Here is a 25,649-nt window from a genome sequence, read left to right as displayed (position 1 = left end):
TGGTGGGCGACCCTGGAATCGAACCAGGCGTGCGTCTCCGCGAGGGAGTTACAGTCCCCTGCCACACCTTGCGGCCTGTCGCCCACGCCGCTCTAGCATTGCATGAACGGTGAAGGCGTGATTACAAGCGGTGCCGAGAGGCGTCAAGGCGAAATCAGAACCTTTTTGATGCCAGAACCATATGGATCCAAACCATGAAAAAGCCAAAATGGGTCGTGCAAAAAGAGCAGGGCAAGAAGGCGGATGGCCGCGAAACTGTCTGGTTGTTTGGATTGCACGCAGTACGCGATGCTCTGATGAACCCGAAGCGCGAAAAACTGCGGTTGGTCGTGACACTCAACGCGCACAATAGATTGGCTGACGCGATCGAGACTGCCAAAATCACTCCAGAAATCACCGACCCACGCAAATTTGAAGTGCCTTTGGACCCCGGATCCGTGCATCAAGGTGCTGCAATGGAAGTGAAACCGCTGAATTGGGGGCGGCTTGCTGAAGTTTGTATCGGACCTTTTGCCCCTCGGGTTATGATGCTGGACCGGGTTACGGATCCGCATAACGTGGGTGCAATTCTGCGGTCGGCCGAGGTTTTGGGCGCGTCCGCGGTGATCGGTACACGGCATCATTCGGCGCCAGAAACCGGATCTTTGGCCAAGAGCGCCAGCGGGGCTTTGGAGCGGCAACCATATGTGCGAGTGAGGAACCTGTCTGATGCCATCCGAGAACTACAGGGTATGGGGTACATCGTGTTGGGCCTTGATGGTGAGGCGACGGAAACCATTGAGGCCGCAGTAGAGGGACGCCGGGATCGGCCTGTGGCCTTAGTGCTTGGAGCAGAGGGTCCAGGCTTGCGCGAAAAGACCAAGGAAACAGTTGATGCATTGGTGCGGATCGATGCCGCGGGTGCGTTTGGCTCGCTCAACGTCTCGAATGCTGCGGCAATCGCCTTATATGCAAGTAGAGCGCCGAAGGAGAGCTCACAGACGTAAAGGGAGCCAAATGGCCTATTCGACAAAGATCGCGACATGTTGCTATTGCGGGACCAGAGCGGCGTTGGTTTTGGGCAAAAGCCGACACGAATTGGCCTGCTCAAGCTGCGGCGCACCGTTGCATGATCTCAAAAGGCTCCCAAGTGACCATCCCGGAAAGTCAGAGCTTGTACGGCCTTCTGCCGTGCGAGAATTTCCGAATTCAAGAAAAGACAAATCGCACAAGAAACGCGCGCCCATTCGGCAACAGAAAAAGCGCCGGAAGGGCTTTGTGAAGCATCTTTTTGAAGAGGCTTTTGACGTCATTGAAGACATCTTCGATTAACCACATGAATTGCGCATTTTAACTAAAAAGTTAACCATTCGTTCACAGATTTGCGAGACTGTCTGGATATGCACGTGATCGTGCTTATGTACTTGTCATGTGAGCGGGCTCGGAACGTCCGTTGCACTCATGACTGTCCCTCGTTCCGTACCTTTCGCGCCCGTGCTCAACAGCATCGGGCGCTTTTTTTGTTTTTGACAAGAGCGAGCAATGCAGATGCTTTGAAATGGAGGATCATCGTTTGGGTTATATTGGCGGCGTCGCGCCCGAAATCATCAACTCGTGGCGCTAGCTGCGATTTGCTTTCTCCGCAATCCCGGATTGGGTCTGGCGCTTCGCGAGTTCCGCCAAAACCTCATCCAGCGTCACGTCACAGGCCGCCAGCATGACCAGCAAATGATAGAGTACATCCGCGGCCTCTGAAGTCAGGCCCGCTTTGTTGCCTTTCGCGGCCTCAATGATCGCTTCAATCGCCTCTTCGCCAAATTTCTCGGCACATTTCTCGGGCCCTTTGGCCAGAAGCTGCGCAGTCCAACTGCTATTTGGATCCGCGGATCTACGGGCAGTGATGGTCTCAAAGAGATCGTCCAAGTTCATGTGAGCCTCATTGGGATACCTGCCGCCGCCATATGCTGTTTAGCCTCATGGATCGTGTAATCACCAAAGTGGAAAATGGAGGCTGCAAGAACTGCCGAGGCACCGCCCTTTGTTACGCCATCGACCAGGTGGTCTAACGTGCCAACACCACCCGATGCAATGACAGGAATCGGTACTGCGTCTGCGATGGCCCGGGTCAGGGGCAAGTTAAAACCGGCACGTGTGCCATCGCGGTCCATAGAGGTCAGCAGGATTTCACCGGCTCCTTTGCCAGCGACAGTTTTGGCAAAGGCGACGGCATCAATGCCCGTTGGCTTTCGGCCACCGTGGGTGAATATTTCCCATTTTCCGGGGCTTACCGTTTTGGCGTCAATGGCGACAACAATGCACTGGCTGCCAAACTGATCCGCGGCTTTGGACACAACGTTTGGGTCCGCCACCGCTGCAGAATTGAAAGATACTTTGTCAGCCCCGGCCAAAAGCAAGGCACGCACGTCTGCGGAGGTGCGCACCCCACCGCCTACGGTCAGCGGAATATAACAATGCTCCGCCGTGCGGGTCACAACATCGAACATGGTCGCACGGTTTTCATGGGTGGCTGTGATGTCGAGGAAACACAATTCATCGGCTCCTGCCGCATCATAAGCAATGGCCGCATCTACCGGGTCGCCGGCGTCACGCAAATCGACGAAATTCACACCTTTGACAACACGGCCATCCGCGACATCAAGGCATGGGATAATGCGGGTTTTCAGCATCGAAAGCTCACTCGAGGATCGCCGACTTTTGCCCGGGTTGATCGGCATTTGCAACACGCGAAAGCGCGTTGCGCACGATGAGAACGTGAAAGGGCGAAATGGTTTTGAGGTATATTCGCCCGCCAAGGTTATGCGGATGGACCCAAGTGGCCAAATAGATCTGACCCTGTTTGCGGAACACACTGATGCGGAAATCAAGATGCCGATCATTGAACCCGACGATCACTTCTTTTTCGGAAGATATTTCGACGGGAAAAAGACCAAGCTTCGCAGGCGCATCGGGACCATCCGGCATCAGACCGAAGGGTGCCGTAATCAGATTGCGGAGCGTAACGAGGCCTTTTGCCCAAGTCGGAAAGTCCACGATGATTGCGGCGGCTTGTTGTGCCGTCAATGTGCTGGCCACTGTGTAGCAATCCAAAAAGTCACCTTGCATGTACCGCGCATGCAGCTGGCTTTCGATTGGCAATTGGGTTCTTGTCACCGTCGAGATCATTGAGATTAGCTGTCCAGAGCAGAAAGGGCTTCTTTGAGATCGATAGCGCCATCATAAAGCGCGCGTCCGGAAATTGCGCCATTCAAATCTGCGCCACAATCGCGCAGGGCAATGAGATCCGCGAGAGATGACACACCGCCAGAAGCAATCACCGGGATCGAGACGGCGCGGGCCAGAGCCGCCGTTGCCTCGATGTTCGGCCCCCCCATCGCGCCATCCCGCAGAATGTCTGTGTATATAATCGCGGCGACGCCAGCGTCTTCAAAGGACTTTGCCAACTCTGTTACCTGTACATCCGTTTCCTCGGCCCAGCCTTTGGTCGCAACAAAGCCATTGCGTGCATCGATTCCCACGGCCACATGACCCGGGAAGGCTCGGGCCGCTTCGCGAACGAGCGCTGGGTTATCAACCGCAACCGTTCCCAGAATGACGCGGGTCAATCCCTTTTCAAGCCAACCTTCGATGGTGGCCATATCGCGAATGCCGCCACCTAACTGAACGGGCACACCACTGTTTTGCAAAATGGCCTCAACAGGTGCCGCATTCACCGGTTTGCCCGCAAAAGCCCCATTCAGATCAACAAGATGAAGCCACTTGCACCCGGCATCTGCAAATTCCTGTGCCTGCGCGGCTGGATTGTCATTAAAGACGGTTGAACGGCCCATATCACCGTGGACTAGGCGCACGGCATGGCCGTCTTTGAGGTCTATTGCGGGATACAGGATCATCGTAGTTTCCGATCTGGGCGTGGCTAGTAATCCTTTCTGTCATGCCTGTTTCGGTGCGGCTTGGCAACGCGACGCCGGGTCATACTTGCGTGGATTGGAAAAGGCGGTCGAATGTAATCGACAAGGGAGAATCCAAAATGAAAACCAATGTGGCAAGTTTTTTGCTTTTTCTGACTTTGGCCGGTGCCTGCGGGGCAGACCCTTTGGAAGGGCTGTGGCAAACAGAAGCTGATGATGGTGCCTACGCACATGTGAAAATCGAGCCTTGCGGTGAAGGTTTCTGTGGAAAAATTGCAAAAACCTTTAATGAAACCGGTTCATACGCGTCACCTAACCTCGGCAAGACACTGGTCATCGATATGGTGGCACAGAGCGGCGGGACCTATAAAGGAAAGGTCTGGCGCCCGTCCAATAACAAGATTTATCTGGGAAAAGTAACACTAACCGGCGACTCCATGGAATTGGCAGGCTGCATTGCCGGTGGTCTAATCTGTTCCAAGCAGACCTGGTCACGCATCGAGTGAGGCAGCTCTGCGCAGAGGCGGTAATGCCAACACGTACAGGCAGAATGGGATCGGACTAGGGAGCGCAACGGTTCGTTAAGCACTGCTGTATTATTGAAGCTCATCTCCTTTGACTGATTTTTCGGGGATTGGATCGAACTCAAACGACTTGTTCTCGGGTGTGTCATGCCTCATCGTCGCAAGCCTGCTTCGGAAGTAACGCCAGAATACGAAGACAGTGGCCTCTTTAAAAGCAAGGTTGGTCAGCTGACTGTGGAACTGGTGCCTCAGATGACCCGCAATTCGCGGAAGGATCTGGTTGTGCGCGGGTTTACGAACGGAACCGTTGAAATCCAAGTTGCATTTGCGGGGCGCAGGACCAAGAAAGTTGGCCCTTTGGAGGCGCGGTTGGTGGCTATGCTGACACGCGCAAAACAAATTGCAGCCACGGCGGGCGAGCCTGAGCCTGATATCGACGAAGTGCGCCTGCCGGTACTGATCGAGGGCGCCTGGCGTCCGCGATTTAAACGGGACCAAACCGGGTGGGAAACGCGCAGCTATTACTTATTTGCAGCGCGTTGGTCGATCTTAGACGATCAAGGTAACACGGTTTCATTTGGGTCTCCGCCACTGGTAACGGCGTCTAGTTTCGTAGACTGACACTGAACGAGATTACCCGCAGTTAAACAGCCAGGACCTTGCGTCCGCAAGCTTCAGAGGGCTCGGCAACAGCCCGCAAATTCCGTGCACGGCGCGACTTTTGGCTGGTACTAAGGTCGCCAGTTCAGAAAATTCGCGATCATGCGCAATCCAGCGGATTGGCTTTTTTCAGGATGGAACTGTAAACCGATCATCGTTCCAGTACCAATCACAGCCGTCACATCGCCACCATAGTTCACATGGGCCAAGCGTTGAGATAAATCTGATACAGCCATATGATAACTGTGAACAAAATAGGCGTGATCCCCGGTTTCGATTCCCTGGAACACTGGATGTGGCACATCCAGTATCAAATCGTTCCAACCCATATGTGGCACCTTCAGAGCGGGGTCAGTGGGCGTAATTCGGGTCACGTCACCCCGGACCCAATCGAGGCCTTGGGTGTCTTCATATTCTCGGCCCCAACTGGCCATTAGTTGCATGCCCACACAAATGCCCATAAACGGGCGCCCCCCAACTTCGACGGCCTCAATCATTGCAGCATAGAGTCCTGAATGCCCTTTTAGGGCTGACATGCAGGCTGGAAAGGCGCCATCCCCCGGAAGCACAATACGGTCGGCTTTTGCCACCACATCCGCGTCGCCAGTCACGATGATCCGGCCTGTTCCGGTTTCACGCGCCATGCGCTCGAAGGCCTTTTGCGCCGAATGCAGGTTGCCGCTCTCGTAGTCAATTATCGCTGTTAGCACCTCAGAGCGCACCCTTCGTCGAAGGGATGGCATCGGCTTTACGTGTGTCCACTTCAACGGCTTCTCGCAAGGCGCGCGCCACGGACTTGAAAGCCGCTTCCGCGATGTGGTGACTGTTCAATCCGTGCAGCATATCCACATGCAGCGTTATGCCGCCATGTGTGCTGAGCGCCTGAAAAAATTCACGCACCAGTTCCGTATCGAAGGTACCAATTCTTGGTGTTGGGAGGTCCACGTTCCAAATGAGGTATGGGCGCGCTGAGAGGTCGAGAGCTGTACGCACCAAGGCATCGTCCATCGGCAACAGACAGGACCCGTACCGTCTTACCCCGCGTTTATCAGCCAACGCCGCCGCTAAAGCCTGACCAAGAGCAATCCCGGTGTCCTCAACCGTGTGGTGGTCATCAATGTGCAAGTCTCCTTGCGCCCGCACGGTCATGTCGATGAGAGAATGGCGCGCCAATTGATCCAGCATATGGTCGAAAAACCCAACGCCTGTCTGATTGTCATAGGCCCCAGTGCCATCAAGATTGACGGTCACGGTGATTTCTGTCTCGGCGGTGGATCGTGTCAACGTGTGGCTGCGCATTGCGGCCTCCTGCCCAATGGAATTGCGCGCCCTTATAACAGCCCGGCCGCGCAGGCCAAGATGTCACATTCGGGATTGCGGCGCCCGTACCGTATATGTCAGCTTGGGGCTGAGGGTAATGCCCGTTCAAGGAGCTTTAATGACCACATGCGTCTTTATCCAGATCCGCTGTACACCCGGATCAACTTATCGTGTCGCAGAGGAGATAGCTTTGCGCGAGATGCATTCTGAACTCTACTCGACCAGCGGCGATTTCGATTTGTTGATGAAGCTCTACATTCCCGAGGACGCTGACGTGGGTAAATTCATAAATGATCAACTGCTTGACATCAAAGGGATTGAACGGTCGCTCACGACGATGACGTTCAAAGTCTTTTGAGGGTTTATTTTTTGGGATGGGTGGCAGCGCTGGTGCTAAGCGGCTTCCCGGCCACAGCTCAGCAAAAGGTTTACGAGGGCGAAGAGGCTGCGGCGCTACGTTGTGCGAACACCATGGCTTTCACTGCGGTGGCCTTGGAATCTTCCGGGCGTATTGGTGCCGTGGAAAAACAGGTTATGCTCGACATTACGATCCGGATTCTGGCGGATCATGTAACCGGCACGTGGGCACAAAAGAAGGCAGCGTTGCGGGTGGTTCGCGATCGTCGAGATGTTGTTGAAACCTTTGAAGATTTTGAACGTTTCGCCAATCAGTGCCTGCGTCAGTTTCCGATCAATTGATAGCTACGCGCATCGCCATGGCGTGCGATCCGGCCTCTCCCACCATGACGCGTATTGGGATCTCAGCCGCTGCCGTTGGAACCGTAACAACAAAGCTTAAATAGGACGTGGTCACTCCAGTTCGCAAACCGATGGATAGGTCCCGGTTCCGGCAGGGGTTCATTCAAGTAACCGCCTTCGAAAAAAACAAATGGAACAATTGCGTTGCGCGCTGTCAGGCCATCCACAGCGCTATCTCCAATGTACAGCGCCTCTGCGGGCGTCGCGCCGAGGGCCGAGATACATGTAAGCAAAGACGCCGGGTCTGGCTTTTTGGGCCGGTCAGGATCAGCTCCAACAATGACATCAAAGAAAACGGTTAACCCCAGCGCATCGCAGATGTCACGCGCAGGTTTTGCCGGTTTGTTGGTGCAGATGGCCAACGGTATGCCCTTGTTCCTTAGCTTTTCGAGAAGTGTGATTACACCTGGATAAGGCCGGGTTTGAACCAAACTGCGCGCTTCATAGATTTCCAGAAATTGAATGAGCGTTTTGTGCTGCAATTCAGGTGTTGACGGACCGGTGGCAGCAAGACTGCGCGCGACCAGTTTTTCGACACCGTTGCCAATAAAGGCAATGATCGTCTTAAGATCCAACTCCTCGCGACCCAACGCAACCAGTGTTTTGTTCATGGCAGCGTGCAAATCTGGCGCGCTGTGAATAAGCGTTCCATCGAGGTCGAAAATGATCGCTGTACTCGGCATAACCCGGCGCTTATCGCGTTTCGGCGGCGATGGCCACCAGCTGATGTTTTGACGGCTTTCGCGTTGAGGCTCTCCGTTGTCTTTCTCATTGTCCATTCCTCAGTGGTGACGACGAGCCAAGAATACTCTCTTAACAAAAACCGCAATTTGGTCGCACAAACGCTGACACCCGATACTGAGACTCACGAAAATGCCCACATCAGAACAAGAGCGCACGTCTAAAGTATTCGATTTCATTCCTTCTGAACCCTCCGAACCGCGCGCGTTTACCGTTGAGTTATGCGACGAAAACCTTCGGTCGAGACTCAACAGATTTTTCAAAAATTTTTAATCCAGAGCGATAAGATGGCCAAAAGCGTCGAAAGCAGATCTTCGTGTACAGTACAGTTGTCCAAATCCGTCGCCCGTTCATACTTTGGATTTTTGCAGGACATGTCCGGCAAGCAGAACTTTGAGCTTTAAAATATCGGGTTTGCAGCTGGTGTTTCGACTAGCGCCAAGCAAGAATAGGACATCAAGGTTCATTATTGCTTGAAAAGCTTCACATCTACTAGCGTTGCAATAAACTCTTTGTCATTTCTTGCAAATTTGACTGAACTCAAATTCGGTAAGAACTATTTGAACATTCATACAACAACAGGAGTTACCTTATGTCACTAAAGACTCTTTCGATTTCAGCGGCATTTATTCTTAGTGCTTGTGCCAACGTTGTTGAAGAAACGCGGACACAGGCAGTGTTGGACGGAGGGTTTTTCGACGGCGAGCCCTATGAGATTAGAACCCGTTTGATGGAAGGGCCAAACGGGACCTATGAACAGACGCGCGTTGTGTACAAAGGGTTTGCCAGAACTTGCATTCGTGACAGCCCAAACGACTGTGAATCCAAAGCTCGGAACCTGATAAACGAATACGATGAACTCATTTTTTGAAGCACAGGGTTATCAGATACTAGTTTTACAAAAATAAAATTTTCCTACTCGGAAAATCTGTCGAGCGTTCGATACATTTGCGGGTTATTCCGAGGCAATAACCGTGTGATTTCGGTCAAACGCGGCTCTCGGGTGCGCCAAAGTCACTCGTATGTTTTTTAGAAGAGTATCAGTCCGCTTGCGCGCATGCGCAGCGACCACTATCGAATCTGGCTGTTTGGTGTCTGCAGCGTACGGTTAAAATTATTCCAACACGCTATTTGGAAGAGACCAATTCGTCGTTTCATCCACCTTAATAAATAATTGTAAAATATACTTAATCAACTGTTAGTTGAAATTTTAAAATTTTACTCTCTTAATTTACGAAAAATTAACCGAAGATTTTTATCAAATTTTCATACCGGCTCTGTCCTGTTCGATCTCGAAAGTACAACCCCCGCACATAGAAGGATCTTGGTTCTTTCTTTCCCTTCCCGCGTTCCCGAAAACCTGCGGGAACAAAAAAATGAGCGCAAGCTTGCCCGAGTCGAAGAGGATAATCAATACAGATGAGCCGTGAATAGGTAAGCGGTTTTGGCCTGCTCTTCGCGGAAATGCGCCAATGGGGTTTCCAATAATCGGAATTCCGCTGACTTTTAATGCATACGCTAACAAATACTTGACGCGCTGCAGAGCGACCTTCTAGCCGATAAGCATCCTTCTTTCAGATACCTTCTGAACCCGCAAAAGATACATCAACCGAACAATAATTGAGGCAAATATGGCAACTGTTACTGGCGAACAGAAAACGTGGCACAAAATCACTCTGGATTTTGAAGCACCGCGCGATTTCACCGAAACTGCATCGACCTTTCGCGACTATAGGCTGGACGTTACTTTCCGAAATGCGGACACTGGAGAAATCCTGACCTTGCCTGGGTACTTCGCAGCAGACGGTAACGCAGCCAACAGCAACGCGACTTCGGGAAATGTTTGGCGTGTAAATTTCAATCCACCATCAGAAGGCAATTGGACCTATGAAGCCAGTTTTCGAACTGGAAGCGATATCGCGGCAAAATCGTTTACCGATGCCCCAAACGCAGGTCAAGCCATTGATTTCATTGACGGCGATAGCGGAACAATCCAGGTTTCGGTAACTGATAAATCCGGCGATGATTTCCGAGCCAAAGGCATGATTGTTCAGGACGAAGGCACTCATTACCTGCAGCACCAGGGTGACTTGGACTATTTTGTCCGCGGCGGCCCAGGGATCCCGGAGAATTTCTTGGCCAACAAAGACTTCGACAACACGACGAATGGCCGACATGATTATTCCACCCATCTCGGAGACTTCAACTCAGGCGACCCGACCTGGGATGGTGGCAAGGGTAAAGCCATCATAGGGGCGTCCAACTACATCGCAGAGCAAGGTCTCAACACAATTTATCTACTAACGAATACGTCAGGCGGCGACGGCCAAGATGTATCGCCCTGGACCTTCGCGGCTCAAGATACACCCAAATTTGACAACGGTTTGAGCAATGGTGAATTGAACAAATTCTCCACCTATGACGTCTCCAAACTCTCGCAATGGGAAATCGTTTTTGATCACCTCGACAATAAGGGCATCTACAAAAACGTCCTTTTGCAAGAGACCGAAAATGACCAGCAATTGGATGGTGGCACCAACGCAGACGGCACGTCATTGAGCGTTGAGCGCCTTGTTTATATCAGAGAAATGGTGGCTCGTTTTGGCCACAACAACGGTATTCAATGGAACATCGGTGAAGAAAACACCAATTCCGACCAGCAGCGTGCAGATCAGGCGGAATACCTGAAATCGGTCGATGGCTACGACCATTTGGTTGTCATTCACAGCTTTCCGGGCGATGTCGCGAAGGTTTACAACCCGCTATTGGACGACACTGATTTTGACGGCACATCGTTTCAGGCAACCGCCCAATCCATTCGCGCCAAAGTTATCGAATATCGCGATAAATCCGATAATTCGGGTGATCCTTGGGTTTTGGCGTGGGATGAAGACTCCAGTAGTAACGGGATCGTCGATCCCTATTCGAATAATCCTGACAGCAACAACGAAAAGACACTTCGCGAAGCCTTCTGGGGCACACTGACAGCGGGAGGTTCGGGCGGCAATTGGTATTTCAAAGGGTCGTCAGGCCACTCGCTTGATCAGAACTATGACACTTTCGAAGCCCATGCTTCGGTTTGGAAATGGACGGCGGCCGCGACGGACTTCTTCAACACGTACATCCCTTTCTGGAACATGAAACAGGCCGACAACTTGACGTCAGACAACGATGATTTCGTCATGGCGCAGGAAGGCGAATACTACGTTATCTACGCCCCCTATGGCGAAGCAGGCGATGTGAAACTGAACCTGAACGGACAAGGCGGCGAAACTTTTGATGTGTTCTGGTACAATCCACGCACCGGCGGCGATTTGATCGCGGATGGTCAAGTTGCGGGCGGATCGATCCAGCAAATCGGCGGCGCACCGTCTGAGGGCAGCAAAGACTGGGTAATCCTGGTACGGAATTCGGACGCACCTGAATTCCCAACTCTGCCAAATGGCGAGGCGCCACAACCGCCCGTCGAGCCTCCTGCTCCCCCAACCGACAATAGTGGTGAGAGCTATTATGAGATGGAAAGCGACCGCGTGGTCATGCAGGCCGAAGACGGCACTTTTGTCGATGCGGACAACCCGGCCAATGCAACGTGGGAACTGACGCAGCAGTTTGCGGGCAGCAAGGGCGATGGTGTACTTTTGTGGACCGGCAATGACTACTTCGGCGACTCAAATGCTGGCACGGCCAAAACGGCTCCGATCGAATACAACTTCGAAGTAACCAGCCCCGGCACATATTACATTTCACTGCGTGCCACACGTCCCGAAACGGGTGAACCCGGAGACCGCAACAACGACTTTTTCGTTCAGTTTGAAGACGAAGGATTTAAGAAACTGTTTTTCAGCGGAGAGCGCGAAAAATTCAGCTGGGGCACGACTTACGACCACCATGAACAGAAAAGCCCGTCAACTTTTGCCGTGACACAAGCCATGATCGACGCCAATGACGGTATCTTTACCCTCACGCTGTCAGCTCGGTCTCGTCAGGCGGCCATTGACGAAATACATATTCAAAAGGGCAGTTTCAGCCGTGACAACAATGCGCCGACATCGCAATTGGTTGATGGTGACAGCGGCCCGGTCGTTCCGGTTCCGCCTGTACCAGAAGACAATGAAGCGCCTGTCGCGGTTGATGACACAGCATCGACAGATCAAAACAAGACCATCCTGGTCGATGTTCTGGCGAATGACACTGATGCTGATGGCAACAGCTTGTCCCTGACAAATGTTTCCTACGATGGGAATACTTCGGTCGTGACTATCGAAAATGGTAAGGTCAAAGTGAACCCATTGAGTGCGGCGACCCAGGACAGGACGGAGACGATCACCTACACCGTGACCGATTCCGGTGGAAAAAGCGACACGGGCACCCTTCTGGTGGACATCGGAAACCCGGGCGATACACCGACCCCACCACCTGCTCCTCCGCCTACACCGCCTACCCCACCGGCGGACAATCAGGCACCCGTTGCTATCGACGATACCGCCACGACGGCTCAAAACAAGACCATTGTGGTGGACGTCTTGGGCAACGACGGTGATCCGGATGGCGATGGTTTAACCCTGAAAGAAGTCGCCTATGGTGGCAACACTTCGATTGTCTCCATTCAAGACGGAAAAATCAAAGTGAACCCGCTGAGTGCAGCCAAAAACGATCGCGTTGAAACCATTACCTACACTGTTTCCGACGAAGACGGCGCAACCGATACGGCTACGTTGACAGTCGACATTGGCAACCCAGACCCCGACCCAACACCGCCACCACCACCGTCGCCGCCTGAACCGGAAGGAAACAAAGCACCCGTTGCCAATGATGACGTCGCTTCAACAGCGCAGAACAAAACCATAGTTGTTGATGTTTTGGGTAACGACAGCGATCCTGAGGCAGGACCTTTGACGCTTGCGAGTGTTCAGTATGATGGCAATACGTCCATCGTCACGTTCGATGACAATAAGATCAAAGTGAACCCCCTCAGCGCTGCCAAAGAAGCGCGCGTTGAGACGATCACTTACACAGTCGCAGATGAAGATGGGGCGACCGATACCGCAACTTTGCAAGTGTCGGTTGGAAACCCAGCAGCAACCCTTCCGCAACCGGTCGCGCCGGAAGTCCCAGAGCCACCGGAAGCCCCCGAACCGCCCGAAGAGCCGCCCGTGGTGGACCAAAGCGATGGCTATCTGGAATTCTTCTTTGCTGATACGAATACGGATCAAACACTGCGCAGCCTCACGGACGGCGACACCATCGACGCCGACAGTTTGGGTGATGCGACGACGATTTACGCGACATCTGACAGTTTCGACTTCGACCGCGTGACGTTGACCTTCGAAGGTGTCACAAAAACGGAAAAGATGGCACCTTACGCATTGTTCGGAGACAGCAAAGGAGATTTCTTCGGTGGTCTCACTCTCAACCCTGGCAGCTACAATCTTGCAGCAAAAGGATTTGATGAAAACGACATCCTGATTGAAACAGTAGATCTTGGATTTGATATCATCTGACGACCGCGACCAAGCAAAATGGGCCGCTTTCTATGCGGCCCATTTTGGCTAACTCAAGTGTCAGCCCTTTGGCTTGACACGAACGCCATATTTTCTTTCAGAGTTTACCACTTTCCATTAAAAACCTAATTCTCAACCTGGACACTTCGAGTTCTTTTGCAATCTCTTTGTACCCTTTGGCCTCTGCTGAAAATTTCATATCCAACAATGCATTTAAAATCCAACCTAAATCATCATCAGCCTTTTGTTGTTTCGGCTCATTCAACGCGTTGGATTTACGCGGTTTCGCAAGATCCTGTACGCTGGCGTATGGATTGCGAAGTTCGGGCTTGTTGGTCATATTGGTCTTCCGTCAATAACAATTGACATAGAACAATGATGAAAAAGACTTGTTGTTCAATGCACGAAACTTATAAAAAACATGAACGAAGTTGATGTATTGATTTCAAAGCAAAGCTGGCACTAGTTTTGTGGGAGGCCTGCGAGACGCGCAGGACCGGCCTGTAAGGACCAGTCTCCCAAGCACGACGGATCCGTTCTGATATTCTAAGGGACAGGTGTCCAGGCGAACAGATGATGTATCGTCGAGCCAGCTTGTTTGCCCGCGTCGAAATGAGATGCCGCCAAATGCCACCCTGGCAACAGGCTCACGCCACCTGACAATGATACACAGCTGGCACGCTTAGTACCGGCGTGGGTCATGTGGATTCTGTTTTTGATCCAAAGAAAGGAGGAATGACGACGCATGTAGTGATTGGCGGCGCAATCGAGATCGGAACCAACGCCTATATCGCTGCAACAGCAAGGCATGGCGCGAGGATTTTTCATGAAATGCCTGAATCGGACCCAACTACCAAATTCGATTGTGGCGAAAACTCTCGAACCTACGAAATTTACCACCTTCTTGTTTTCATTGGCCGGTTAATATTGTTTACCTTAATTCCCAGACAGTCGTAACATCAGCCATCAACCTTTGCTGGAATACATAAGAGCAGGCGCACCTCAATAGGGTCAGCTTTTCAAACTTGCACGTTCTTAAAAATTATCACTCTCAAAATTTTAGTATGTTTTCGTATTATCTGGACTGAAGAAAGGCAGGCAGCGACAATTTTTCTTCAATTGTCGCAGTCGTGGACTATTTAATTTACCACAGACTACAACTACTGTCAGCACAAGCGCGAATTGTTGATGTGATTCTACCATCTGAAAAACGTAGAAACAAAGGGTCGCAGGATTTTGGAGATGAAACAAAACTCAGTTTTCCAGCAGATTGATCATGCATCGGTCGTCGTTACGATTGTCACGCAAATAGAGACACTCATTCTCAATGGAATTTTGCGGGATGGAGGGCGTTTACCATCTGAACGTGATCTGGCGGAGCAGATGGGCGTATCGAGGCCCAAAATCCGTGAAGCCCTAAAGCAGTTGGAAGACAACGGGTTGATCAACGTGCGCCATGGCGAGGGCGCTTTTATTGCACCGCTGGTCGGTTCGGCCATGTCACCCGCCTTGATACAACTCTACGCACGTCATCAAGATGCGTTTATCTCGTATTTGGAATTTCGCACGGCACAGGAGAGTTTCGCAGCTAGCCTTGCTGCGACCCGGGCAACCAAAGCCGACAAAGTGATTTTGTCCAAGGTAATGGACCAGCTAGATAAGGCCCATGCATCCGGCAGCGTCGAAGAGTCTCAGGATGCCGATATCGCGTTTCATTCAGCAATCATTGACGCCAGCCATAATTCATTGCTGGTGCATACGATGTCTTCCATCTATGCGCTGACGAAACAGAATTTGTTTTACAATCGATCCTTTCTTCGTGCCATTGACGGGACGGGCGATCAATTGCACGCACAGCACCGAGAGATTTTTGAAGCCGTCCTCGCCGGCGATCCTGACCGAGCGTCAAACGCTGCGCGCGATCATATCGAGTTCGTCAAACGCTCCTATGTTGAAGAACAATCGCGCGATCAAAGAGACCAGGTGTCGAGCAGACGGTTGGCCTTGATGTAGCCCGCCAGTTATTTACTAATTTCCGGAAACGGACCTGAACGATTTACGTTCGTTTTTGTCAAAGAACTGCGCATGTCTCGGGCAAGGCGCGCGTCGCCTAGGGAAACACAACGCAAGAAAGACGGTTAGCCTTTCGGAAACAGCGTAGTTTTGGTCCGATGGACTCAGAAGCCACGGAAGCACTTCGTTCGAGTCCATCTGGCAGCAACAACGGCACAGTCGCGGGAAAAAGCGGCTGCAACGTGTGATGCAATATGATAGCCAAAAGCCTCACTTCGTGAACATCGCACCAGACGTTATGCGATCAGGTCGTAAGTCCCCAGATCTGCTGTCACCGCGGCGATCGTTTCGTTGATATGCTTGACCTCGCCATCACGAGAGGCCTCTTCGTCAACCCAGATCTGTGCACGCCCCCCCAGATCATCATAGCGCATATTCGCGGTATCGCTTCCATTCAGTGTTTGCATCTGGGCAAACAAGGCCTGATCCGCGTCATACTCAACGGTCCGCGACTGGTGAGTCACACCTTGAACAATATTCGCCGTTAGATCACCAAGGCTGCCGCCTTCCATTGCGATCCAATCCACCTTTTCTGTCACATGGCGGCCTTTTGCTTCTTCTTCCTGAAGGCGAAATTGGAAACCGTCCGACGACACCAAACCCAAACGACTTGTCACGGTATCGCCGCCCTTGTTTGATGCAACTTGCGTAAACACCAGCGGCGTTTCGTCAAAGCTTGTCCCGAGATCAACACGTGCGGTTGTGTGATCTGTGGCGCTCGAACCGGCCTTGATGGTGCGACCATCGGCCATCTCATGGGTGCCTGCGCTGACGGCCATCCAGCTGATCGTTTCGGTTGCGTGGCGGCCGTCCTGGTATTCCCACTCCTCCATGCGAAACGCGAACCCTGTGTCCGTTACGTTTTGAACCCGAATTGTGACGGGATCACCATCGTTGTTGCTTACCGGCCCCATGACAACCACGGCGTCTTCAATCTTTTGATCGAATTCAACACGATGCCAGATGTCCCGTGCGGTCTGCGCAACCGTTTCCGCGCCAATTTGCAGGGTTCCATCAGAACTGTCGGGTGTCGTCGGCGTTGGCGTCGGTGCTGGCGCGGTGCGGCTGTCGAGTTCCAGTGGCGCGGCTGTGCGAGCGAAATTCTGAGTGACAAATAGCCCGTCCCAGCCTTGATAGTCGCCGCGCTCGATCCCGATACCAATCACCTCAGTGTCGGCGCTAAGAATATTCGCACGGTGACCGGGGCTGTTCATCAAGCCCGCATGTATATCGTTCACGTCGTCAGCCAACCCGGGCTGACCCCGAACGCTTTGCCAGCCTACGTTCTCCGCCGCCCGCCAGCTGCCAGAAAAAACAAACCCCGCGTCTTCCATTCGATCCCAGGGTGCCGATCCACCGATACCAGTGTGACTGAATGTATCGGTGTTTATCATCCACTGGCTGTGGTCCTCCGCCGCATCATTGAGCCGCAGGTCAAGTAGCAAAGGATTAAGACCAATGGATGCACGTTCTGAATTGATCAAATCCAGCATCTGCCATTCCAGTGAATTTGCTTTTGACATGGTGCCCGGCGCCTTTCTTGTTTCCAACGCCTCAAGCTGTAGGGCCTTGCACCCACTCGGGAAAGGCATCAGATGACGCGCTTCGCCACAAAGCAAAACACCGCTCAACCTAGGGGAAAGCCGCCGATCACCAGCCAACAGATGCCGACAGCCAGCGATTTTGCGCCGGGTGCAGACCATGGAAATGGACGCTGTATTTATATCCCCTTTGAAAGCATGGCTTCATCTTCGCGTCGCAACGCTCATGACCCCGACACACTCCAACCAGCCGGCGCAATAATCGTGTAGAGGCGGGCTAGGAAAAAGACGTCGAAAAATTTTTGGTTATGCGTATAGCACCGGCTCGATGACTTCTGTCACGAAGAAAATTTATTTCGACAAATATCGAAATAACCCTTGCAGCATGTCCTTAATTTTTATATTTCTAGAATCATGAAAATGAAATCAATTGAAAACCTGGATCTGACCATTGCAGCCGCTCAATTTGCTGCCTTGGGGTCTGAGCAACGTTTGAGTGTTTTGCGAACATTGGTGCGCGCCGGACCTGGCGGGCTGAGTATTGGTACTTTGGGTACACGGAGCGGCGTGTCAGGCTCGACCCTGACGCACCATATGAAAATTCTGGCATCCGCTGGCCTTGTGACACAAGCCAAACAGGGTCGCAGCATCATCTGTGCCGCCGTTGCTTTTGACGATGTTCAGGCATTGTCGCAATTCCTGTTAAATGAATGCTGCGCTGACAGCACGACCCAAAGTGGAGAGCACGAACATGGCTGATATCTCACCAACAGTATCCGCGCTCCGCCGTGCGCCGCGGCCTGGCGCCTGGGCTTTCACCCTAGCCCTTCTGATTGCGATTGGCCTTCTTGATTTCGCTCAACTCTCACCGACGCTTGTGTTTTTGGCAAAGGCTCTGGCTTCAACGGCACCCTTTATCCTGTTTGCCGTTCTGGCAGTAGCCTATCTCAAAGCCACCGGTGCTGAGACGCTTTTGGCCAAGGCGTTTTCCGGCAACCAGGCACGTATGATTGTCATGGCAGCCATGCTTGGCGGGCTGTCCCCGTTCTGCAGCTGCGAAGTCATTCCCTTCATCGCGGCCCTTTTGGCCGTCGGTGCGCCACTGGGTGCAGTTATGGCTTTCTGGCTTTCCTCACCGCTCATGGATCCCGCGATGTTTGCCATCAGCTCCGGCACGCTCGGCTGGGAATTCGCGACGGCAAAAGCGTTCGCGGCAATCGGATTAGGGATTTTAGGTGGCTTTGGCACAATGCTCTTTGCGCGCACGCCCGTGTTCGTCAATCCTTTACGGGAACGCCCTGCTGTCGGTGGCTGCTGTGGCGCGAAAAAACCTTTTAGCGGCGCGCCCGTCTGGCGGTTTTGGCAAAGCGGTGATCGGTTGGAGACCTTCCGTGAAACAGCTCTTGAGAACGCGCTGTTCTTGCTCAAATGGCTCACACTGGCCTATGTGATCGAATCCATGATGCTGGCCTACATTCCGGCGGAAGTGATTGCTCAGCTACTGGGTGGCACCGGCATTTGGCCGATCCTGATGGGGGCTTTGGTGGGCGCGCCTGCCTACCTGAATGGCTACGCAGCAGTGCCTTTGGTGGATGCACTTTTGACCCAGGGCATGGCGCCAGGCGCTGCGATGTCTTTCGTGATCGCGGGCGGTGTGAGCTGTATTCCAGCGGCCATCGCTGTCTGGGCATTGGTAAAACCGCGCGTGTTCTTCGCCTATTTGTCATTCGCTCTTATTGGCGCCATGATCGCTGGTCTCGCTTGGCAAGCCATTGCCTGAATTCCTTACGAACCCTGCCGTCGATACCACGCTTGCACATTTTCGATAGATGTCGTCGGCTGCAGTTGGCTTTAAGTATGGACTTCTGCAGCCACGATTTTCGGATACAGAACGGTAGGCCTGGCAATAACTTCGCCTCGCGCGTCAACCCAACCCTGAACCTTGCCAATTTGTGTAAAATTGAGCGGTTAAAGTGCCAATCTTGGTAGAAAATCCGTAAACAATCTCCGCTAAACCACTGCAGGGCGATCTTTTCTGGATCAAATTGCAATCGGAGCAGTAATGCTGGCGTTCGAGAACGTATCGAAATCCTATTGGACGGGATCACAACACAAGGTGATCCTGGATAAAGTTTCGTTCAAAATCGATTTGGGAAATTCATTGGGTGTTCTCGCCCCGAACGGAACCGGCAAAACCAAGCTGATCAATATGATTGCGGGCCTCGAAAAACCTGATGATGGTGAGATCAGGCGGGCATGTAAAATCTCATTTCCCCTGGGTTTTATGGGCGGAGTCGTGGGCAGGGTCAGCGCAATGGAAAACGCGCGATACATCGCAAGACTTTATGGGTTGGATCCTGACTACGTAGAGAGTTTTTGCCGTTGGCTTTGCGGGCTGGGGGAATACTTCGATCAGCCTCTGGGCACTTATTCGGCAGGCATGAGAGCCCGATTTTCCTTCTCCCTGATGTTGGCGCTCGATTTCGATATTTATCTGATCGACGAAGGTATGCCCAGCACGACGGACGTTGAATTCAATCGCAAAGCCGGGGAGATCCTACAGGAAAGGTTGCGCACAACTACGATTATCATCGTGTCACACCAAGCCAAAACATTGCAGAACTTTGCTCGGTCTGCGGCTGTATTGATAGGTGGTCAATTTAACATGTTTGACACGTTGGAAGAAGCGAAACGGCTTTATGACTACGAAACCAACAGCTAGAAAGTTTCGCATAAAGCGTCGTGATCCGAACGCTTTAGCACCTGCGGCTAACCCGCAGGAGCCGCTGGCTGTTGAAGGTTCGGAACCGAAACCGGACGCCAAAAATAAAGTTGCAAAGGAGGCGCGCGAAAGCGAGCCTTCAGGGTCGAGCAGCATCGCCGACAAGCTTGACGCTATTCGACGGGAAGGGTTCAACGGGCGTCAACTGCGCATGGCACGTCGTGTTGCTCATAAGAACGATCTGTCTCCAACCTCCGATTTTGATGCAGTACGATTACTTCGTGACATGGGTATTGATCCATTCCAGCGCTCCAACATGCTGCAGCTTGTTGTTTCCAGAGAACCAAATGAAACGGACGGACGGGCCAAAGAAGGAAGCAACAACAACAGCCTTGACAAGCTGCCGCAGTCAGTTCTGGAAGACAAGGAGCGCAAGCCTGAGATTGACCTCAGCCCAGCAGAAATGCGCAACCGCGAAATAGCTGAAATTCAACGCGACATCAGCAAACGCAGGCGCAAGAAACTGGGCATGCTTATGGCGCGCTTGTCCTTTTTCGTTCTTTTTCCAACATTTCTGGCAGGTTGGTATTTTTACAATGTTGCCACGCCGATGTATTCTACCAAATCCGAGTTCCTGATTTTGCAGGCAGACAATCAGGGTGGCAGCGGTATTGGCGGACTTTTGTCAGGCACTCAATTCGCGACATCACAAGACAGTATTGCTGTTCAGTCATACCTCCAGTCAAAAGATGCCTTGTTGCGACTGGATAGAGATGTGGGATTCAAATCTCACTTCACACAATCAGACATCGATCCTGTTCAGAGACTGACGACAAACCCTTCGAACGAACAAGCCTATAAAACATTCAAAAAGAACGTCAAAGTCGGCTATGATCCGACCGAAGGTGTGTTGCGCATGGAAGTCATCGCTGCCGACCCGCTCGTCAGTGCCAGTTTCAGTCGCGCTCTTATTGACTACGCGGAAGACCGGGTAAATGCGCTGAGCCAGCAAAAGCGTGGCGATCAGATGGCAGAGGCACGCGCGAGTTTTGAGAATGCAGAAAGAGAACGTCGTGCAGCACAAGAGGCCCTTGTAAGTCTGCAGATACAAGGCGCAACCCTTGATCCTCAAGCCGTAATTGTCGGTTTGCGCAGTCAGATAAACACGATTGAATTGCAGCTTCTGGAAAAGGAACTGCAACTGGCGGCGCTACTGGACAATACAAGTCCAAACCAGTCTCGAGTCGAGGGTGCACGCGGCGATGTGCGTCGGCTCAATGACCAGCTTAAAGAACTCAATGCACGTATGATTGATGCAAGCCAGGGCGAAAACTCCCTGGCTCAATTGAGTGTTCGCATTCAGATGGCTCAGGCCGATCTTGCGACCCGTGACCTGTTGCTCCAATCGGCCTTGCAACAGATGGAACAAACACGGATGGAAGCAAACAGACAGGTGCGTTACCTGACCATAAGCGTAAAACCCGTGCCGCCTGAAGAGGCGAGTTACCCGCGAAAATTCGAGAATACGGTGGTGGCCTTCTTGATCTTTTCAGGTATCTACTTGATGGTATCCTTGACCGCTTCCATTCTTCGCGAACAGGTAACCTCCTAATATGACACATGTGACCGTGGGCGATCTAACGATCGGTAACGACCTGCCTTTGACGGTAATAGCGGGCCCTTGTCAGTTGGAGAGTGCAGATCATGCGCAAATGATCGCCGGGCATATGAAGGAAGCCTGTGACAAGGTTGGCGCTCAATATGTTTTCAAAGCTTCTTATGATAAAGCCAATCGCACGTCGCTGAGCGGCATACGAGGTCCAGGCATCGAAGGCGGATTGAAAGTCCTGCAATCGGTCGGCAAAAGCATTGGTGTGCCTGTGTTGACAGATGTCCACAATGAAGGTCAATGCGCGCCCGCATCGGAAGCTGTCGACATCCTGCAAATTCCTGCGTTCCTGTGCCGTCAGACCGACATGCTGCTCGCGGCAGGGAAAACCGGTGCTGCAATAAACGTGAAAAAGGGTCAATTTTTGGCCCCTTGGGAAATGCCGAACATTGTCACAAAAATCGAATCCACCGGTAACAAGCGGATCCTGCTCACGGAACGCGGCACGTCATTTGGATACAACACACTTGTAGCGGACATGCGCTCGTTGCCGCAAATGGCCCAGACCGGCTATCCCGTGGTGATGGATGCAACTCACTCTGTTCAACAACCCGGCGGCAAGGGCGGATCATCTGGCGGCCAACGCGAATTTGCTCCCGTCATGGCACGCGCCGCCGTGGCAATCGGCGTCAGTGCTGTTTTCATTGAGACACACGAAGATCCAGATAAATCGCCCTCGGACGGCCCAAACATGATTTATCTGGACAAAATGCCTGCTCTTGTTGAAACACTGATGTTGTTTGATCGACTTGCAAAAGCTGCGCCACTGGAACTTTGACCACCATTTGGCAACCCACGCTAGTCGAAGAGTTTTCGCAATAATTTGTCCTGCAAGTCATCCTTGACAGCATCCTCTGTGGATTGGCCATTCTGTTTCGTGATCCCAAGTTCATCTGTAAGTTTCTCTTTAGCCTTGTTCTCAATCTCATCCTTTTTGGCCTCCAATTCCGCATCAAATGCCGCTTCCAGATCAGGACGGATCGACACGTCTGACCAGGGTCCGATGAAGCGCACTGGGATCGACAATCCCTGGCCGCTGTTTGCCCGAAGTGCGACGGGCGTCGCCGTGTAATCGACCGTTTGCGCACCTAACCCAACAACGCCTGCGCCGGACGCCTGGTAGTTTTTCAACTGCAGGAGCAGATCATTGTTGGTGAGAACACCCGACGCGATGGTCCAGGTGGCGCCAAGACTGTCAAAAACGGTCGTCCCCTCGCCCATGTCACCCGACCGCATCAAGCGATCGAGATCAATACCCAGGATCGTTCCACGTCCAATTGACACTGAACCATCACCTGACAAGGATTTCATAATCGCATCGACAGTCATCCCCGATCCTAAAAAGCTCAGTGTTGCAGTGCCCTGGCCAGTCAAGCGATTGAGCTCGACCGCGTCGTTGAGCAAAGGTTGCATGTCTATATTCTTTGCCGACAACCCGCCTCCCACAGAAAGACCGGCGCGATTGTTGATCACGAACTCTCCTGATACATTTCCACCGTAAGCCTGTACATTCTGCAGGTTAAAAACCATCCGAGATCGTTCGTTGCGCAAAACGGCTTGGGTAACGCCGATCTTGAATTGTCCCAGATCAATACTGTCCGCTTGAAGCGCAATCTCGCCGTTGAAACTTGACAAAGCACTGGCGTCAATGGGCGTTTGGGGCCATCCACTGGTACTGGCCGCGACCGGGGTATTGCTGGATTTCGCAGAGTCGCCTGTTGAGCCTCCAGATTGAGCAGACGACGTGTCCATTTTTAAATCGAAATCACCCACATCCAATTGAGCGTTAATCTGTGGCACACCTGTAAGGTCAATATCTGCAGCACCGGAGATTTTGTTGTCGCCCAAGCCAACGACCAGATCCCGCAGTGCTAGTTTTAAGTCAGGTGTGAATGTCAAACTCGTCTTCAAGTCTGCGCGACGACCCAGATTTTCAGGCAGGTCAACGCCCGGCAATCCCAATGCCAGCAGGAATTCATCCGTGCTGCTGGTTTTCAAGGCGAGTGTTCCCGAAACAGAACCAGCGGTGCTGCCCTTACCGTCGAAGGAAACGGTGCCGGCCTCCGTGTCTACCGCAACTCGAAGTGTTTGGGTTTCACCGGCAATGAAGTTGGCAAATCCGTCCAACGCCGCATTGATTGTGACCTGCGATGCGGCGGGTTGCAGCGAGGCGCTGATTTCAGCGGTTCCCAATCTGTCCGGCCAATCCAGAGCCAGATTGACGCCGTTGAGGGATACAGGCGCGCTGCCTTCCGCGTCATAGGAAAGCGTCGCGTTTTTGATGTCCACCCTCTCGATCGTGATCGACGGGGAGGTGTTTGTTTCCTCGCTTGGTTCTGCTTCGGGCTGCGCCTGCGTTTCTGGTGAAATCGACGGGTCGGTGAATTGCCAGTTTGCGCGCCCATCGCTGAGTTGTTGCAAACGCACTGTGGGACTTTCTGCCTCAATGTTGGTTATCCGGATTTCGCCACGCAACAGTGACATGGCGTCCACACCAATCGCCACTTGCGCCGCTTGAAACATCGGGCCTTGATCAGACCAAGCAGCATTCCCCAACTCCAGTTCGCCCGCGCGCACGCCCAAGATTGGCCAGAAAGTGATACCTACGTCACCATTAATCGCAACGCTTCTGCCCGTTGCCGTGCTCAATTGTTCCGTTGCTATTCGAGCGATACGGTCCGCTGGCAACATCAGTACCAAAACAACCACGGCCACCAAAATCACGGCCACGAAAACCACCAAACGCAAAATCCATTTCACTTTGCACTCTCCCGCTTTGATCACGAGCCCTTTTCGAGGCTCTTCACTTCCACTATAGCGCAAGTCATGAGCACAAACCCACCCGATCTGCGCCCTGATTTGGCACCCAAAGCCCGCCTGAGCGACCCTGCCCGACCCGGTCAGCCCACAGTTGGCATGGTCAGCCTTGGATGTCCAAAAGCACTGGTTGACAGCGAGCGTATTCTGACACGGCTACGGGCTGAAGGGTACGGTATTTCGCCTGATTATGCAGGTGCCAATGCTGTGATCGTGAACACCTGTGGATTTCTGGACAGTGCCAAGGCGGAAAGCCTCTCTGCCATAGGCGAAGCATTGCAGGAAAATGGTCGGGTCATAGTCACCGGGTGCTTGGGCGCAGAACCAGAATATATCACAGGTGCGCATCCGAGCGTTCTGGCGGTAACCGGTCCGCACCAATATGAGCAGGTACTCGAAGCGGTGCACGACGCCGTGCCACCCAGCCCGGACCCCTTTGTTGACCTGCTCCCTGCGTCAGGCGTTAGCCTGACACCGCGCCACTTCAGTTATCTCAAGATTTCAGAAGGGTGTAACCACAAGTGCAAGTTCTGCATTATCCCGGACATGCGAGGGCGATTACAGTCGCGACCGGCACATGCTGTTCTGCGCGAAGCAGAGAAGTTGGTGGAGAATGGCGTCCGTGAATTGCTTGTCATCAGCCAGGATACATCTGCCTACGGTATTGACATCAAACATGCGACCGACCGAGGTCATCGCGCCCATATCACTGATCTCGCCCGCGATCTGGGTGGATTGGGCGTATGGGTACGTCTGCACTACGTCTATCCATACCCGCATGTACGCCAACTCATTCCGCTCATGGCGGACGGGTTGGTCTTGCCTTATCTCGATATCCCGTTTCAACATGCACATCCGGATGTGTTGCGCCGTATGGCCCGTCCGGCAGCCGCGGCAAAAACGCTGGATGAAATCGCCGCATGGCGCGCAATATGTCCTGAACTAACACTCCGTTCCACCTTTATCGTTGGCTATCCTGGCGAGACAGAGGCTGAATTCCAAACACTGCTGGATTGGATGGAGGAGGCACTATTGGACCGTGTCGGATGTTTTAAGTACGAAAACGTGGCGGGGGCGCGATCCAATGCCCTGCCCGACCATGTGCCGGATGAACTCAAGCAAGATCGCTGGGAGCGATTCATGCGCAAGGCCCAGGCAATCTCAGAAGCCAAACTGGCCAACAAAGTCGGTCAGCGTCTGGATGTGATCATTGACGAGATCGATGACGATGCCGCCACTTGCCGCACGAAGGCAGATGCGCCAGAGATCGATGGCAACCTCTTCATTGATGAGGGATTCGAAAACCTGTCGGTGGGAGACATTGTCACGGTCGAAGTGGATGAAGCTGGGGAATACGATCTTTGGGGTCGTCTGACAGGGTAAAAAGCGGCGGCGTGATCCCGCGCCAGTGGCG

At 52.7% G+C, this 25,649-nt stretch carries 24 protein-coding genes and 1 tRNA gene; 14 read left to right on the top strand and 11 right to left on the bottom strand.

Going from position 1 to position 25,649, the window contains the following annotated elements; translation table 11 throughout:
- A tRNA-Tyr gene (locus tag AB8B75_RS20105) sits at positions 1-84 on the bottom strand.
- A gap of 110 nt (positions 85-194) precedes the next feature.
- On the opposite strand from AB8B75_RS20105, the gene rlmB reads away from it, so the two are divergent.
- Positions 195-986 carry a 23S rRNA (guanosine(2251)-2'-O)-methyltransferase RlmB gene (rlmB, locus tag AB8B75_RS20100; protein WP_405364683.1) on the top strand — a complete coding sequence of 264 codons (792 nt, stop codon included), beginning with the start codon at positions 195-197 and terminating at the stop codon, positions 984-986.
- 613 nt (positions 987-1,599) lie between these two features.
- Here rlmB and AB8B75_RS20095 read toward each other — a convergent pair.
- Genes AB8B75_RS20095 through hisA form a run of 4 tightly spaced genes read right to left on the bottom strand, consistent with a single transcriptional unit; the run spans position 1,600 to position 3,890 of the window.
- Positions 1,600-1,908 (bottom strand): phosphoribosyl-ATP diphosphatase, encoded by a 309-nt coding sequence (locus tag AB8B75_RS20095; RefSeq protein ID WP_405364682.1) that lies wholly within the window; start codon positions 1,906-1,908, stop codon positions 1,600-1,602.
- Entirely contained in the window at positions 1,905-2,666 is a 762-nt protein-coding gene (gene hisF, locus AB8B75_RS20090; RefSeq protein WP_405364681.1) for an imidazole glycerol phosphate synthase subunit HisF, read from the bottom strand. The genes AB8B75_RS20095 and hisF overlap by 4 nt, the downstream gene beginning before the upstream one ends.
- Before the next feature lie 7 nt (positions 2,667-2,673).
- Entirely contained in the window at positions 2,674-3,150 is a 477-nt protein-coding gene (locus AB8B75_RS20085; protein ID WP_405364679.1) for a DUF2867 domain-containing protein, read from the bottom strand.
- A gap of 17 nt (positions 3,151-3,167) precedes the next feature.
- Positions 3,168-3,890, bottom strand: coding sequence for a 1-(5-phosphoribosyl)-5-[(5-phosphoribosylamino)methylideneamino]imidazole-4-carboxamide isomerase (gene hisA, locus AB8B75_RS20080; RefSeq protein ID WP_405364678.1), 723 nt, complete (start codon positions 3,888-3,890; stop codon positions 3,168-3,170).
- 137 nt (positions 3,891-4,027) lie between these two features.
- On the opposite strand from hisA, the gene AB8B75_RS20075 reads away from it, so the two are divergent.
- Positions 4,028-4,414: a DUF2147 domain-containing protein gene (locus tag AB8B75_RS20075; protein WP_405364676.1), complete on the top strand. Its 387-nt coding sequence runs from the start codon at positions 4,028-4,030 to the stop codon at positions 4,412-4,414.
- A 165-nt stretch (positions 4,415-4,579) separates the two neighbouring features.
- On the top strand, positions 4,580-5,053 hold the full coding sequence (locus AB8B75_RS20070) for a hypothetical protein (RefSeq protein WP_405364674.1): 474 nt from the start codon (positions 4,580-4,582) through the stop codon (positions 5,051-5,053).
- A gap of 110 nt (positions 5,054-5,163) precedes the next feature.
- Here the strand turns inward: AB8B75_RS20070 and hisH are convergent, their stop codons facing one another.
- A complete protein-coding gene (hisH, locus tag AB8B75_RS20065) occupies positions 5,164-5,802 on the bottom strand; it encodes an imidazole glycerol phosphate synthase subunit HisH (protein ID WP_405364672.1) in 639 nt (212 codons plus the stop codon).
- A gap of 1 nt (position 5,803) precedes the next feature.
- Positions 5,804-6,391: an imidazoleglycerol-phosphate dehydratase HisB gene (hisB, locus tag AB8B75_RS20060; protein WP_405364670.1), complete on the bottom strand. Its 588-nt coding sequence runs from the start codon at positions 6,389-6,391 to the stop codon at positions 5,804-5,806.
- 139 nt (positions 6,392-6,530) lie between these two features.
- Between hisB and AB8B75_RS20055 the strand changes: the two genes are divergently transcribed.
- Positions 6,531-6,770 carry an Lrp/AsnC ligand binding domain-containing protein gene (locus AB8B75_RS20055; protein ID WP_405364667.1) on the top strand — a complete coding sequence of 80 codons (240 nt, stop codon included), beginning with the start codon at positions 6,531-6,533 and terminating at the stop codon, positions 6,768-6,770.
- Between the two features lie 20 nt (positions 6,771-6,790).
- On the top strand, positions 6,791-7,111 hold the full coding sequence (locus AB8B75_RS20050) for a hypothetical protein (protein WP_405364686.1): 321 nt from the start codon (positions 6,791-6,793) through the stop codon (positions 7,109-7,111).
- 62 nt (positions 7,112-7,173) lie between these two features.
- Here the strand turns inward: AB8B75_RS20050 and AB8B75_RS20045 are convergent, their stop codons facing one another.
- Complete coding sequence (locus tag AB8B75_RS20045; protein WP_405364665.1) at positions 7,174-7,950, bottom strand: HAD-IA family hydrolase; 777 nt, start codon at positions 7,948-7,950, stop codon at positions 7,174-7,176.
- Positions 7,951-8,504: 554 nt separating this feature from the next.
- Here AB8B75_RS20045 and AB8B75_RS20040 point away from each other — a divergent pair.
- Together AB8B75_RS20040 and AB8B75_RS20035 are read left to right on the top strand one after the other, a co-directional pair.
- Entirely contained in the window at positions 8,505-8,783 is a 279-nt protein-coding gene (locus tag AB8B75_RS20040; RefSeq protein ID WP_405364663.1) for a hypothetical protein, read from the top strand.
- Positions 8,784-9,543: 760 nt separating this feature from the next.
- The gene (locus AB8B75_RS20035) at positions 9,544-13,413 is read left to right on the top strand and encodes an Ig-like domain-containing protein (protein WP_405364661.1); all 3,870 of its coding nucleotides are present in this window, start codon (positions 9,544-9,546) and stop codon (positions 13,411-13,413) included.
- Positions 13,414-13,510: 97 nt separating this feature from the next.
- Here AB8B75_RS20035 and AB8B75_RS20030 read toward each other — a convergent pair whose 3' ends face one another.
- Positions 13,511-13,753 (bottom strand): hypothetical protein, encoded by a 243-nt coding sequence (locus AB8B75_RS20030; RefSeq protein WP_405364659.1) that lies wholly within the window; start codon positions 13,751-13,753, stop codon positions 13,511-13,513.
- A 902-nt stretch (positions 13,754-14,655) separates the two neighbouring features.
- Between AB8B75_RS20030 and AB8B75_RS20025 the strand changes: the two genes are divergently transcribed.
- A complete protein-coding gene (locus AB8B75_RS20025; protein ID WP_405364658.1) occupies positions 14,656-15,426 on the top strand; it encodes a FadR/GntR family transcriptional regulator in 771 nt (256 codons plus the stop codon).
- A 296-nt stretch (positions 15,427-15,722) separates the two neighbouring features.
- On the opposite strand, the gene AB8B75_RS20020 is transcribed toward AB8B75_RS20025, so the two are convergent.
- Entirely contained in the window at positions 15,723-17,009 is a 1,287-nt protein-coding gene (locus AB8B75_RS20020) for a CAP domain-containing protein (protein ID WP_405364656.1), read from the bottom strand.
- A 432-nt stretch (positions 17,010-17,441) separates the two neighbouring features.
- Between AB8B75_RS20020 and AB8B75_RS20015 the strand changes: the two genes are divergently transcribed.
- The 5 genes from AB8B75_RS20015 to kdsA all read left to right on the top strand — a co-directional run bounded on the left by AB8B75_RS20015 (position 17,442) and on the right by kdsA (position 22,196).
- A complete protein-coding gene (locus tag AB8B75_RS20015; protein ID WP_405364654.1) occupies positions 17,442-17,786 on the top strand; it encodes an ArsR/SmtB family transcription factor in 345 nt (114 codons plus the stop codon).
- Positions 17,779-18,807: a permease gene (locus AB8B75_RS20010; protein WP_405364653.1), complete on the top strand. Its 1,029-nt coding sequence runs from the start codon at positions 17,779-17,781 to the stop codon at positions 18,805-18,807. The genes AB8B75_RS20015 and AB8B75_RS20010 overlap by 8 nt, the downstream gene beginning before the upstream one ends.
- 282 nt (positions 18,808-19,089) lie before the next feature.
- Positions 19,090-19,749: an ABC transporter ATP-binding protein gene (locus AB8B75_RS20005; RefSeq protein ID WP_405364652.1), complete on the top strand. Its 660-nt coding sequence runs from the start codon at positions 19,090-19,092 to the stop codon at positions 19,747-19,749.
- On the top strand, positions 19,727-21,361 hold the full coding sequence (locus AB8B75_RS20000; protein WP_405364650.1) for a capsule biosynthesis protein: 1,635 nt from the start codon (positions 19,727-19,729) through the stop codon (positions 21,359-21,361). Before AB8B75_RS20005 ends, AB8B75_RS20000 begins: the two co-directional genes overlap by 23 nt.
- Before the next feature lies 1 nt (position 21,362).
- Positions 21,363-22,196 (top strand): 3-deoxy-8-phosphooctulonate synthase, encoded by an 834-nt coding sequence (kdsA, locus tag AB8B75_RS19995; protein WP_405364648.1) that lies wholly within the window; start codon positions 21,363-21,365, stop codon positions 22,194-22,196.
- A gap of 20 nt (positions 22,197-22,216) precedes the next feature.
- Here kdsA and AB8B75_RS19990 read toward each other — a convergent pair whose 3' ends face one another.
- On the bottom strand, positions 22,217-24,178 hold the full coding sequence (locus tag AB8B75_RS19990) for an AsmA family protein (RefSeq protein ID WP_405364646.1): 1,962 nt from the start codon (positions 24,176-24,178) through the stop codon (positions 22,217-22,219).
- Positions 24,179-24,244: 66 nt separating this feature from the next.
- On the opposite strand from AB8B75_RS19990, the gene rimO reads away from it, so the two are divergent.
- The gene (gene rimO, locus AB8B75_RS19985) at positions 24,245-25,618 is read left to right on the top strand and encodes a 30S ribosomal protein S12 methylthiotransferase RimO (RefSeq protein WP_405364644.1); all 1,374 of its coding nucleotides are present in this window, start codon (positions 24,245-24,247) and stop codon (positions 25,616-25,618) included.
- Positions 25,619-25,649 lie beyond the last annotated feature (31 nt).

The sequence above is a fragment of the Roseobacter sp. genome, assembly GCF_045106495.1.
Taxonomy (GTDB): Bacteria; Pseudomonadota; Alphaproteobacteria; order Rhodobacterales; family Rhodobacteraceae; genus Roseobacter.
The sequence above is the reverse complement of the archived record's forward strand: the minus strand, read 5'-3'. Positions and strand labels throughout refer to the sequence as shown.